At 63.5% G+C, this 11,448-nt stretch carries 10 protein-coding genes; 4 read left to right on the forward strand and 6 right to left on the reverse strand.

Going from position 1 to position 11,448, the window contains the following annotated elements; genetic code table 11:
* Window positions 1–279: 279 nt before the first annotated feature.
* The 5 genes from ABIE18_RS18530 to ABIE18_RS18550 all read right to left on the reverse strand — a co-directional run bounded on the left by ABIE18_RS18530 (window position 280) and on the right by ABIE18_RS18550 (window position 6,030).
* Entirely contained in the window at window positions 280–939 is a 660-nt protein-coding gene (locus ABIE18_RS18530; RefSeq protein ID WP_223934639.1) for a nucleotide exchange factor GrpE, read from the reverse strand.
* Between the two features lie 2 nt (window positions 940–941).
* Window positions 942–2,807 carry a molecular chaperone DnaK gene (dnaK, locus tag ABIE18_RS18535; protein WP_499724067.1) on the reverse strand — a complete coding sequence of 622 codons (1,866 nt, stop codon included), beginning with the start codon at window positions 2,805–2,807 and terminating at the stop codon, window positions 942–944.
* 715 nt (window positions 2,808–3,522) lie between these two features.
* Window positions 3,523–4,437, reverse strand: coding sequence for a DUF817 domain-containing protein (locus tag ABIE18_RS18540; RefSeq protein WP_499724068.1), 915 nt, complete (start codon window positions 4,435–4,437; stop codon window positions 3,523–3,525).
* Entirely contained in the window at window positions 4,430–5,236 is an 807-nt protein-coding gene (locus ABIE18_RS18545) for an oxygenase MpaB family protein (protein WP_499724069.1), read from the reverse strand. Before ABIE18_RS18545 ends, ABIE18_RS18540 begins: the two co-directional genes overlap by 8 nt.
* 41 nt (window positions 5,237–5,277) lie before the next feature.
* Window positions 5,278–6,030 (reverse strand): TetR/AcrR family transcriptional regulator, encoded by a 753-nt coding sequence (locus ABIE18_RS18550; protein ID WP_499724070.1) that lies wholly within the window; start codon window positions 6,028–6,030, stop codon window positions 5,278–5,280.
* Between the two features lie 139 nt (window positions 6,031–6,169).
* Between ABIE18_RS18550 and ABIE18_RS18555 the strand changes: the two genes are divergently transcribed.
* Window positions 6,170–7,102 carry an NAD-dependent epimerase/dehydratase family protein gene (locus tag ABIE18_RS18555; protein WP_499724071.1) on the forward strand — a complete coding sequence of 311 codons (933 nt, stop codon included), beginning with the start codon at window positions 6,170–6,172 and terminating at the stop codon, window positions 7,100–7,102.
* A 73-nt stretch (window positions 7,103–7,175) separates the two neighbouring features.
* Here ABIE18_RS18555 and ABIE18_RS18560 read toward each other — a convergent pair whose 3' ends face one another.
* Window positions 7,176–8,012, reverse strand: coding sequence for an alpha/beta fold hydrolase (locus tag ABIE18_RS18560; protein ID WP_499724072.1), 837 nt, complete (start codon window positions 8,010–8,012; stop codon window positions 7,176–7,178).
* Between the two features lie 224 nt (window positions 8,013–8,236).
* Here ABIE18_RS18560 and ABIE18_RS18565 point away from each other — a divergent pair, with 224 nt between their 5' ends.
* Genes ABIE18_RS18565 through ABIE18_RS18575 form a run of 3 tightly spaced genes read left to right on the forward strand, consistent with a single transcriptional unit; the run spans window position 8,237 to window position 10,836 of the window.
* Window positions 8,237–8,878, forward strand: a complete 642-nt coding sequence (locus ABIE18_RS18565) for a hypothetical protein (protein ID WP_499724073.1) — start codon at window positions 8,237–8,239, stop codon at window positions 8,876–8,878.
* A gap of 37 nt (window positions 8,879–8,915) precedes the next feature.
* A complete protein-coding gene (locus tag ABIE18_RS18570) occupies window positions 8,916–10,355 on the forward strand; it encodes a phage tail sheath family protein (RefSeq protein ID WP_499724074.1) in 1,440 nt (479 codons plus the stop codon).
* A gap of 1 nt (window position 10,356) precedes the next feature.
* The gene (locus tag ABIE18_RS18575) at window positions 10,357–10,836 is read left to right on the forward strand and encodes a phage tail protein (protein ID WP_159708998.1); all 480 of its coding nucleotides are present in this window, start codon (window positions 10,357–10,359) and stop codon (window positions 10,834–10,836) included.
* Window positions 10,837–11,448 lie beyond the last annotated feature (612 nt).

Genomic DNA, 11,448 nt, shown 5'->3' on the forward strand with positions numbered 1-11,448 from the left:
CTGGATAGGGGGCCGTGCCCGCTTCGCGATGCCCGCCACGCCGCGTCCCCCTATCCAGCTGCGCTGCGGTCATCCCACCTTAGGCGAGTCGACCGCCGAGCCGTAGCGGATGAGGGGGCCCGCGAGTGGCATCCAAGGATCTGGCCCAGGGCCCCTACACGAGCTTGCGAGTGTTGGGAAGGCCAATATCCGCTGCCGAAGCCGGGTGGCCAAGGATCGCAGATCCTCGGCCACCCGGCGAAGGGGCGGGGCCCCCTCATCCGCGAAGGCGGAAGGTGACTAGGCCGGCACAGCCACGATTACCTGGGCCGCGCGGAGGACACGCTCGCCGGAGCGGTATCCCGAGCGCAGCACCTGGCTGACCGTGTCAACCTCGATGTCCTCGCCGGGCTGCTGGATGAGTGCCTCGTGGATGGTGGGGTCGAATTCGACACCGGTTTCCGCGATGCGTTCCAGTCCGTACGTCTTCAGCGCATTCTCCAGTTTGGTGGCGATGGCGGCGAAGGGGCCGTCTTCGAGGTCACCGTGCTGGCGGGCGGCGTCGACGTCGTCCAGCACCGGGAGCAGGGAGTTCAGGACGCCGATGACGGCCATCTCCCCTGCTACGGCGCGGTCGCGTTCGACGCGCTTGCGGTAGTTGACGTATTCAGCCTGAAGGCGAAGGAGATCGTTGCGGAGCTCCGCTGCCTGGGCTTCAGCCGCGGCGCCGGAGGCTACCGATTCCTCGGCCGGGACCTCTACCCCGTTGAGGATTTCCTCAGCTTGGGACAGAGCGTCACCTTCCGTGGGAGCGGCGTTGCCTTCGGTGGGAGCAGCAGCTTCGCCTTCGGGGTGTCGGGCAGCCCCGGTTTCCGGGTCAACCTTGCGGTTGTCCCGTATTACGGGCTTGCGCGGCTCGTTTCCTTCAGAGTGCTCTGCTTCGTTGCCGTGGTGGGGCATGGCTACTTCTTCGCTTCGTCTTCGTCGATGATTTCAGCGTCGACGATGTCTTCGTCGGCAGCAGTCTTCTCGCCGGCCGGAGCGCCTTCAGCACCGGCACCCGGAGCGTCAGCTGCGGCTGCCTGAGAGTAGATGGCTTCGCCGAGCTTGGTCTGGGAAGCCTGCAGCTTCTCGAAGGCCGCCTTCACAGCGGCGTCGTCGGTGCCTTCCAGCGCGGACTTGAGGGCGTCGACGTCGGCCTTAACCTCGGTCTTGACCTCTTCGGGCAGCTTGTCGTCGTTGTCGGCGATCAGCTTGTCCACGGAGTAGGCAAGCTGCTCGGCTGAGTTGCGGGTGTCCGTAGCTTCGCGGCGGGCCTTGTCCTCTGCGGCGTGCTCCTCGGCTTCACGGACCATGCGGTCGATGTCTTCCTTGGAGAGTGCCGTGCCACCGGTGATGGTCATGGACTGTTCCTTGCCGGTGCCCTTGTCCTTGGCGGACACGTGGACGATGCCGTTGGCGTCGATGTCGAAGGTGACCTCGACCTGCGGGACGCCACGCGGTGCCGGAGCGATGCCGGTCAGTTCGAACGTGCCCAGCGGCTTGTTGTCGCGGGTGAATTCACGCTCGCCCTGGAAGACCTGGATGGCCACGGACGGCTGGTTGTCGTCTGCCGTGGTGAAGGTCTCGGAACGCTTGGTGGGGATAGCCGTGTTGCGCTCGATGAGGTGCGTCATGACGCCACCCTTGGTTTCGATGCCGAGGGACAGCGGCGTGACGTCGATGAGGAGGACGTCCTTGCGCTCACCCTTCAGGACACCGGCCTGGAGTGCAGCACCAACGGCTACAACTTCGTCCGGGTTGACGCCCTTGTTGGGCTCCTTGCCGCCAGCAAGTTCCTTGACGAGCTCGGAGACGGCGGGCATACGGGTGGAGCCACCGACGAGCACGATGTGATCGATGTCGGAGACCTTGATGCCGGCTTCAGCGATGACGTCGTGGAACGGCTTCTTGGTACGGTCCAGCAGGTCCTTGGTGAGGTCCTGGAACTTGGCACGGGTCAGCTGCTCGTCCAGGTGGACCGGGCCGTCGGGGGTGACGGACAGGTACTGGAGGGAGATGTTGGTGCTGGTGGAAGAGGAGAGTTCCTTCTTGGCCTGCTCTGCAGCTTCACGGAGACGCTGGAGGGCGATCTTGTCCTTGGAGAGATCGATGCCCTTGATCTTGAGCTGGTTCAGCAGCCACTCGACGACGCGGTTGTCCCAGTCGTCGCCACCGAGGCGGTTGTCACCTGCGGTTGCGCGGACCTGGATGGTGGAGAAGTTGTCTTCGTCCTTGCCAACCTCGAGGAGGGAGACGTCGAAGGTACCGCCACCGAGGTCGAAGACCAGGATGAGTTCGTCTTCCTTGCCCTTGTCCAGACCGTAGGCCAGTGCAGCCGCGGTGGGCTCGTTGACGATGCGGAGGACGTTGAGGCCTGCGATTTCGCCGGCTTCCTTGGTGGACTGGCGCTCGGCGTCGTTGAAGTATGCCGGAACGGTGATCACGGCGTCGGTGACCTTCTCACCCAAGTAGCTCTCGGCGTCGTTCTTGAGCTTCATGAGGATACGCGCGGAGATTTCCTGCGGCGTGTACTTCTTGTCATCGATGGCGACAGACCAGTCGGTGCCCATGTGGCGCTTGACGGAAGCGATGGTGCGATCGATGTTGTTGACGGCCTGGCGCTTTGCGATCTCGCCAACCAGGACTTCGCCGGACTTTGAGAACGCAACGACCGACGGCGTGGTGCGGCCGCCTTCTGCGTTGGCGATGACGGTGGGCTCGCCACCTTCAAGGACAGAGACCACGGAGTTAGTGGTTCCGAGGTCGATACCTACTGCACGTGACATATCTTGTTTCCTTTCAATGGCCGATGTTCGAGATTGCCCCCGGCACCGGTCCGCTGGGCGGTTGGGTTATCGGGAGCCCACTCAACAATCGGCTAGTTGAGCGTTCTGCACTCAACTGTACTCAGCCTCGTTTCAATGTCAATCCAAAGTTGAGTGAAGTACGCTCAAGTTTGGCTTTCGTGCCCAAATTTGCCCCGGAAGTACGCGGCTCCGAGGGCTGGTTTCGCCCTGCGTGAACTGACAGACTTGCGCGATGGAGTTCGCTGGATGCGTTCTGGGCTATAGCCTGCGGCGAAGCGTGACGACACCAGAACGGAGGCTCGCTATGGCCGGGAGACACCCGTTTCTTGTGCTGGCCATCTTCTTTTGCTTGAGCTGGTTCGTTCTGGTTGGGCTCCTCGACCGCGGACTCCTGAACCACAATGCTGGGGGTATTTCCGGGCTCTGCCTCGGCGAATATCTCCCGGCCGGAACAATCCATAACCCCGAGGGCTCACCCGTACCACCCCGGGGAGAGTACGCCTTCCTACCTTTGGGGATTGAGTGCACTTTCACGATGACTGGCGGCACTCATCAGCAGTCCTTTCACCCGCGACTTACGCAGATCATTCTTGGCGCACTGCCCGCAGCCGCTGTTCTGGCATGGGGAGTGGCTAGGGCTTCAGCGTCAATTCGCAGGAGTAGAGCTGCGTGACGACGCGCAAACGCACCAACGTCACTCGGGTGGGCGGGCGACACGGATATCCGGGTGTCCCTGGCGAATTTGCGTGGCGCCACTGGGGCTGGGCGGCGGCTCCGGTTTATACACCCACGCCACGAGCACCACGGAAATGATCATCAGCAGGAACCAGGCGAGGAGCTTCTCGATCGAGACCGCCTGCCAGCCATTCACCTGATTGGGGTAGAGCCACGCATGGGACCACGTGCCGATGTTCTCGGCGAACCAAATGAACAGCGCCACCAAGAGGAAAGACACCAGGATGGGCATCCGGAAGCGCTTACGGAACACCCGGAAGTGCATCACGCACCGCCCGTAGACAAGCACGACGGCGGCAAGCAGCACCCAGCGCGCGTCAAAGATGTAGTGGTGCGAGAAGAAATTGATGTAGATCCCGGCAGCCACAAGAGCCGTGATCCATCGCCAGGGGTAGTGGTCGAAGTGTAAGTCAAAGAGCCGGAACACACGAACCATGTACGAGCCAACGGCCGCATACATGAAGCCACTGAACAGCGGAACACCACCGATCCGGAGGAAGCCCTCGGCCTCATAGGACCACGAGCCCACGTCCGTCTTGAACAGCTCCATGACGGTCCCCACCGCATGGAACAGCAGGATCACCCGCAACTCGCGCAGCGTCTCCAACTTGAAGCTGATCATCAGGATCTGAATGGCGACTGCGGCGATGGTCAGGAAGTCATTCCGCGCCAGGCCGGCGTCGTCCGGATACCAGAGGCGGGCTGCGATGATCACCGCGAGCAGTGCTGCCCCGAAGACGCAGGCCCATGCCTGCTTCAGTCCGAACACTACGAACTCGGTCAGGCGCATTCGGAGTCGGCCACCGTGGGCGTGCTGCAGATAACGGTGGGCGAGGTCATCGATGGTCTGCTCCACCGAGGTCGAATTACGCATTCCTTGCCTTGCCCCTGGACTTGGACGGGGTGGTTTCCAGGTGGCTCAGGTAGTAGTCCCTGGGCCAGTGCCGTATCCGCTGCGGAAGCCGGGGATAGACGCGTCCCAGCCACCGCATGGTCCGCTCGAAGCGGCGGTCATCACGGGGAGTCCATTCCAAGCCGAACCCTTCGCGCAAGTGGTCCGGAAGCAGGCCGGCGGTCAGGAAGCGGGCAAGCGGCATAGCCAGGCGCATGAGTGCCGGTCCACCTGCCGGATACAGCAGGTCCTTGGCGATGCTGCGGGCTTTTTCATCAGGTCGAAGCAGGTCCACGCGCGATGACCAGTACCCAGCGAAGGCCGCACGATCGGACGGCCACATATTCGCGGGAAGCTGCAACGCCGTCCCAATGCGCGCATAGTCGCGGTACATGCGGTCGGCGGTCTCGTCGTCGAGCGGTCCGTGCACTTGCTCATAAACGGTGACGGCCGTCTCGTAAAGGGTGGCGACAACCCAAAGCTGCGACTCGGGGTCGAAAGCGTTGTAGCCCTTTGTCGCATTGTCAGGGTTCCGGCGCACCGGAGCGTGGGCGCGGTTGACGGCGCGGCGAACGGCAGCAACTTGCTCTTCTGAACCGTAAACAATCGCATAAACGTAAGTCAGCGTGGCCCGTAAACGATCCTGCGGCCGCTGGGCAAAGTCGCTATGGTCCGCGACGCCGTGCCCCACCCTCGGATCAGCGATCTGAAGGAGGATGGCGCGCCCGGCACCGGCGAGCAATATGCCCTCCGCACCGATGTCAGCAAGCCCTCGAACCATCTTGATACTTTACCGTCTGCTGCTGGTCACAGACCCGCCGGTCACAGACCCGCCATGCCTTGGAGCACGAGCAGTTGGTGCTCGAACAATTCGTCGCGCGCGGAAAACGTATCGCGCCCGTACTGGCCGAACACTTCGAAGCTCACAGCCCCGAAGACGGACGTCCACGCCAGCACGCCCCGCGCGAGCGCTGACTCGGGCACCGTGATCCCAAGTTCAGTCCGGATGTTCACCATGTCTGCTGCCAGTGCCGGTGGGATGACGACGGCGGGACTCACCTCCGCCGCCAAGGCCCCCTCGCGATGGGCTGCGTCAAAGATGCTCACGAGGCGAAAGATGACACGTGTTCCGGGAACCGTTGTTCGCTCACCGGGTGCCTGATAGCCGGGAACCGGGCTGCCGAAAAGCAGGGCGTAGCTGGCTGGTTCCTTGAGCGCCCACGCACGAACAGCCTTACCCAGGGCACGGAACTGGCCTGCGAAATCATTCTCAGGAACAGCCGCTACAGCAGCATCCACTTCGTCGCCGAGCTCGTTGTAGCCGTCGATGAGCAAGAGCGTGAGGAGTTCGTCCCGGCTTTCCACGTAGCGATAAACCGCCGAAGAAACGACGCCAAGGTCCCGGGCAACAGCCCGCAGCGACAGCCCCGCGGCACCGTGGACCGCGAGGTGCTCCCGGCCGAGTCGCACGATATCGGCGATGGTTTGTGCACGCGCACGCTCGCGGGGAGTTGGCGTTTTGGCTTTCGGCTGGGCTTTAGGGGCAGCTTCGGCGCCGGGCGCTGTGGAGGGCATGGAACCAGCTTGCCACAAGGGAGAGCACCATCAACAAATGAGAGCAGTGCTCTTGACTTTGGCTCCCTTGGGGGTCATTCTGAATTCAGAGAGCAGTGCTCTCGCTTCCGTTCACTGAACTTCGAGGAAAGAGATCAGCATGTACGTCGTCACCGGAGCAGGACCCGTTGGTTGGACCGTCGCCGAACAACTCGCTGAGCGGGGGGAAGACGTTCGCATTCTGACTCGGTCTGGCAGCGGCCCGGACCATCCCCTCATTGAACGGATGCGCGTCGATGCCTCCGATCCCCAGCAATTGAGCCAAGCACTCAACGGCGCCGTCGCGGTCTTCCATTGCATTCACGGGTCCGCATACCGGGCCGCTGTATGGGCGGCCGAGCTCCCACAAGCCGAACAAGTGGTGATGGATGCAGCGGCAGCCCAGGGCGCCGTCGTCGTATTTCCAGAGAGCCTGTACTCCTACAGCGAGCCGGACAGCGTGATGACCGAGGCGGGTCCACGGGCGGCGTCGGGCGGAAAAAGAGGCATTAGAACCCAACTGCTGAACGCGCGGCACGTGCACGCTGCCGATACCGTGAGCGTGGTGGCCGGCGACTTCTTCGGCCCGCTGGTGCGGACGGCGCATGCAGGCGACCGAATGGTCCCGCTGGTTCTGAAGGGAAAGTCGGTCCAAGTCATTGGCAGCGCTGGGCAACCCCACTCGTTCACGTATGTCCCTGACCTGGCGGCGGCCATGATCGCGGCGGCCCGGAATCCAAAGCTCTGGAACACTGTGCTCCAGGCTCCGACCGGCCCGGCGCTAACCCAGCGCGAGCTTGCGGCGGCGTTCGCTGAGGCTGCCGGCGTTGCTGTTCCGAAGGTAAGTGCTGTGCCGGGATGGGTGCTGAGGACGGCTGGTCTCTTTTCGACCGACATGCGCGAGCTTGCCGAGATGCTCTACCAGTTCGAGCGCCCGTTCGTGATGGATTCCTCGCAAAGCCAGCGCCTCCTGGGCCTCGAGCCGACGCCCCTCCCGGAAGCTGCGGCAGCAACAGTGGCGTGGTGGCGGGACGCTGTCCGGCAACTGAAGTAGGCGGCAGCGTGCGGTCGAGCGCGTATGTCTGAATTCAGGACACGGAACGTCCCACACAAACCACTCCGGCCAATCACTGGTCCTTCCATGCAGCAGGCGGTGGAGCGTCCAGGAAGGTTGTGACGACGTCCTGCACCAGCGCGGTCCTCGCCAACCCGAAGAAATGCGTGGTGCCGGGAAACACAGCCAGTTGCGATGCGGGTACGCCTTCGAAGTCGCCATTCACGTCTCCTCCCCTCAGTTGGAGGAACCGCACCGCGTGCTCGAGCTTGACCATGTCGCAGTCGCCCACCGTAATCAACGTTGGGGCAGCGATTCCGCGGATTTCGTCATCGCTCCATCCGCTGGAGCCGGCGTCATAGTGCCCGAGTTTGTCCAACAGTCCCTGCAGGTGCTCGCGGTCCGGATGCGGTGAAACAGCCAGATAGCGCTGCTCCATCGGGGTGCCGGCGATCATGTCCACGGTCATGGAGGCCACGGCTTCGGCGTTTCCGCCGCGATCGCCGTCGGGCCGGAAAGACACCGAAGACACGATGAGTTTGCGGACAAGGTCCGGGCGTTTGATCGCCAAGTGCAGTGCCACTGCGCCGCCAACGCTGAAGCCGAATACATCGGCCTCGCGGACGCCCAGATGTTCGAGGAGGCCAATGACGTCGGAAGCCAGATCCGCAGTGCTCAGCGGGCGGTCGATGTCGTGGGTTCTTCCATGGCCTTGGAAATCTGTGGCGATCACCCTGCGGCCTTCGGACAGGCCCGGGATCAAAGCGCCAAATTGCTGCTGAATGTCGAACAGCCCACCGTGCAGGAGCAGGAGGGGAGTTCCGCCGTCGCCATACAACTCGTAGTACATCTCCAGTCCGTTGACCGGGGCAAAGCCGGTCTCGAGGGGTGCCGTCGCTTGCTCATGCATCTTCAGGACCTCCGCTTCGTTTCGGGAAATCCTAGTCCGGCGGTACCTTCCGCGGAAGCAAACTGAAGCGTTCGACGCCGGGCGCCCACCTGCACATTCAATCGAATGGAGTTACTCCTGATTCCCCAGTGACTACACGCAACAGCGGGAGTAACCTAGTCCCAGTTGCAATTCTGGTCACCTTTCGAGTTCTGGGTTCTGCCGTGGGCTATGTGCGTTCGTCGTTGACCGACCTACTGGGGGTACTTTCCGACGCCGTCACTCCCCAGCGCGTAAGGTTCGACGACGGTTCCCCGGACGCCGTCGTTCCCACCCCTGACGCTCCGGTCACCGTCCATGCAGTCACGCTCAACCGCGTGGGAAGGTCGCGTCGCGATGGCCCGGTCCTGGACCTCGAACTGCGGGTGGCGGTGGAATGCCATGGCCCCGAACAACTGGACAACATGGAGCAACTGCTCCTGGCCGTGGAACGCCACAGCCAATACTCGGTAGTTTCCACCGGCGAGTTCCGTCCCGAGGAGTACTCCGGAGCCATCCGGCAAGGGCTCGGGTTCCTGGTCCGGATCCCCGTGGCGCTGCGCTTCGAAGAGCCCTCTGGTCCGCCCGTCCTTGAACCGCTCATTGCCAAGACCGGTGTTGCCCGCCGGATCCACGGACGGCTCGTGGACGTCCACAACAAAGGCATCCCCGACGCCTACATCCATGCCCATTCTTCCGCCACGGCAGTCGTCAGCGATGCGACCGGCCACTTCGAGGTCCTGGCCTCGGCGGATGAACTCCAGCACTTTGCCGTAGCAGTGAGCGGCACCGAAAGGGAAGTCTCGGCCAGCACCAGCAGCCTGCCGGTCATCATCCGGTGGGTGTGAATCCGCGGACACCCGCGGGCAGGAAAGGGAGCGCACCATGGCGAACTACCAGGCGCCAGGCGTCTATGTACAGGAAGTGCCCAGCGGCGCACGTGCCATCGGGCAGGTCAACACCAGCATCGCAGCGTTCGTAGGCGTGGCCCCGGACCAGGACGCCTTGGTGGATGAGCTCCGTGTGCTGGACAACTGGACCCAGTTCGTGGACCAATATGTCGGCAACGCGACAGCGGGCACACCGCTCTCAAACGCTGTTTACGGCTTCTTCTCAAACGGAGGGAGCCGTTGTTATGTGGTGAACATCGGGGCCAACGGCAGCCTCACAGGCACGGCCGCCAAGCCCACAGGCCTCACGCTTTTCGAGGCCGTCGACGACATCTCCATGGTGGCAGCCCCCGGCTTCGCGGACGCTGAATCCTATGCGGCACTAGCGGCGCATGTGGAGCACCCGCTCCGCCAGGACCGCATGGCCATCCTGGATACGGTGGAAAAAGTAGACGACGTCGGTGCGCTCACCAGGGCTGCGACGTCCGGCGTTCCGGTGGGCGCGAGGGATTCGGGCCCGGAAGAAGAACGGACGACGGCGGATGAGGGCCCGGGTGGCGACGCTGGCTCGGATCGTGGCGGCCCAGGTGACGATGCCGGCTCGGGAGACGCCGGGGAGGAAGCGGACGCTGGTGACAGCCCGCCGTCGTCGGCTTCTTCTGCTTCCTCTGTCTCCTCCGACGCCCCCGACTGGCCCGACTCAACCCGTCCCCCGGCGAGCCGCTCCGCTGATCCGGATACGGAAGCCAGTGAGCAGCAGGACCTCGGCGCCCCGCAATCCCCCGGCGGTTACACAGCACTGTATTTCCCGTGGATCGTGATGATCGATCCCGTGTCCGGGAAAAAGGTGACGCAGCCGCCGTCGGGCCATATTGCAGGCGTGTGGGCACGAGTTGACGCGACACGCGGCGTCCACAAGGCGCCGGCCAACGAGCCCATCCAGGGCGCGATCGATCTTGTGCGGCGCGTGAGCCGCGGTGAGCAGGAGGTCCTGAACCCGGCGGGCGTGAACTGCATCCGGTACTTCCCCGGCGAGGGCATCCGGATTTGGGGGGCGAGGACCAAGGCTCCCGAAGCGAGCGAATACCGGTACGTGAATGTGCGTCGACTAACCAACATGATCAAGGAGTCCGTGGCGGACGGGACGCGCTGGGTGGTGTTTGAGCCCAACGATCACACGCTGTGGAAGTCGATCCGGCGCGACATCGGGGCGTTCCTGACCAACGTGTGGCGGGACGGCGCCCTGCTCGGGACTACTCCTCAACAGGCATTTTTCGTGAAGTGCGACGAAGAAACCAACCCTCCAGAGGTCCGCGACGCCGGGCAAGTAGTCACGTTGATCGGGATCGCGCCTGTGAAACCGGCCGAGTTTGTGATCTTCAAGCTCATGCAGTCGGCGGACAACACCAGCGAGACAGAGAGCGCAGGAGCCTGACATGACAACCCCAACACCTGCCGCCCAACCGGGCAACGTGGTGGACCCATACCGGGCCTACAACTTCAAGCTCGTCATCCAAGGCGTGGTTCAGGGCCACTTCACCAAAGTGGAGGGCCTCGGCCTGAAAATCGACCGGATCCTCTACCGCTCCGGCGGCGAAAACAGCACAGTCCGCGTCATCCCCGGGCAAGTGGAGTACACCCCCGTGACTTTGAAGTACGGGCTCACGGACTCCACCGAGATGCTGCAGTGGCTCTTCAAAGCCGTGGACGGAAAAGTGGAACGCCGAAACGTCTCCATCGCGATGCTTAACGACGCCGGGTCCGTGGAAGTCCGCCGCTGGAATCTCCTGGGGGCCTGGCCGTGCGACTGGTTCGGCGCACCCCTTGACGCCTTGGGCAAGGATCTCGCCATCGAATCCCTCAGCATTGCATACGACCGCCTGGAGCTCGACGATGCCCGCGCTCCCGTCGCCTGAGCCTGGGTTTTCGTGGCGGCGGGCGGCTGCGCAACGTTTGCGAGGTGTGGCTGCGTGGCTGGATCGGGGGTCGGATCGGGACCCGGGTTCTTCGGGTGCGGGTGTTTCGGGAGCTGGCGCTTTGAGTGCGGGCGCGTCAACGCCTTCTTCGTGGGAAAGTTCGACGCCGGTGCGCGGCCTGAACGTGGAAGGCGCACCTGAGCACTGGGTTCAGTTACTGCGCGACGCCGGGTTGATTCCTCCTGCCGTTCCGACCGACACCCCTCCCGTTGCGAGGCCCACTCTGCGTGTCTGGGGACGCTCTTGGCGCGTAAAGCAGGCCCCACAAGACATCCCCATGCTGCGCCTTCGCACGGATCGACCTGAATCACCCCTCGTTGCGGGGCCCGATGTGCGCGGTTCCGGACCAAAATGGGGCGCAAAGCAGGCCCCACAACACACCCCCACCCACGTTGCGGGGCCCGATATGCTCGGTTCCGGGCCAACATGGGGCGCAGAGCAGACCCCACAACACACGCCCCTCGTTGCGGGGCCCGATGTGCGCGGTTCCGGACCAAAATGGGGCGCAAAGCAGGCCCCACAACACACCCCCACCCACGTTGCGGGGCCCGA

The organism is Arthrobacter sp. 2762 (assembly GCF_040548745.1).
In the GTDB taxonomy this organism is placed as follows: Bacteria; Actinomycetota; Actinomycetes; order Actinomycetales; family Micrococcaceae; genus Arthrobacter.

Bases quoted from the DNA above. Each gene is read 5' to 3' on its own strand.
- ABIE18_RS18530 (WP_223934639.1), bottom strand. From the start codon at position 939: ATGCCCCACCACGGCAACGAAGCAGAGCACTCTGAAGGAAACGAGCCG.
- dnaK (WP_499724067.1), bottom strand. From the start codon at position 2,807: ATGTCACGTGCAGTAGGTATCGACCTCGGAACCACTAACTCCGTGGTC.
- ABIE18_RS18540 (WP_499724068.1), bottom strand. From the start codon at position 4,437: ATGCGTAATTCGACCTCGGTGGAGCAGACCATCGATGACCTCGCCCAC.
- ABIE18_RS18545 (WP_499724069.1), bottom strand. From the start codon at position 5,236: ATGGTTCGAGGGCTTGCTGACATCGGTGCGGAGGGCATATTGCTCGCC.
- ABIE18_RS18550 (WP_499724070.1), bottom strand. From the start codon at position 6,030: ATGCCCTCCACAGCGCCCGGCGCCGAAGCTGCCCCTAAAGCCCAGCCG.
- ABIE18_RS18555 (WP_499724071.1), top strand. From the start codon at position 6,170: ATGTACGTCGTCACCGGAGCAGGACCCGTTGGTTGGACCGTCGCCGAA.
- ABIE18_RS18560 (WP_499724072.1), bottom strand. From the start codon at position 8,012: ATGCATGAGCAAGCGACGGCACCCCTCGAGACCGGCTTTGCCCCGGTC.
- ABIE18_RS18570 (WP_499724074.1), top strand. From the start codon at position 8,916: ATGGCGAACTACCAGGCGCCAGGCGTCTATGTACAGGAAGTGCCCAGC.
- ABIE18_RS18575 (WP_159708998.1), top strand. From the start codon at position 10,357: ATGACAACCCCAACACCTGCCGCCCAACCGGGCAACGTGGTGGACCCA.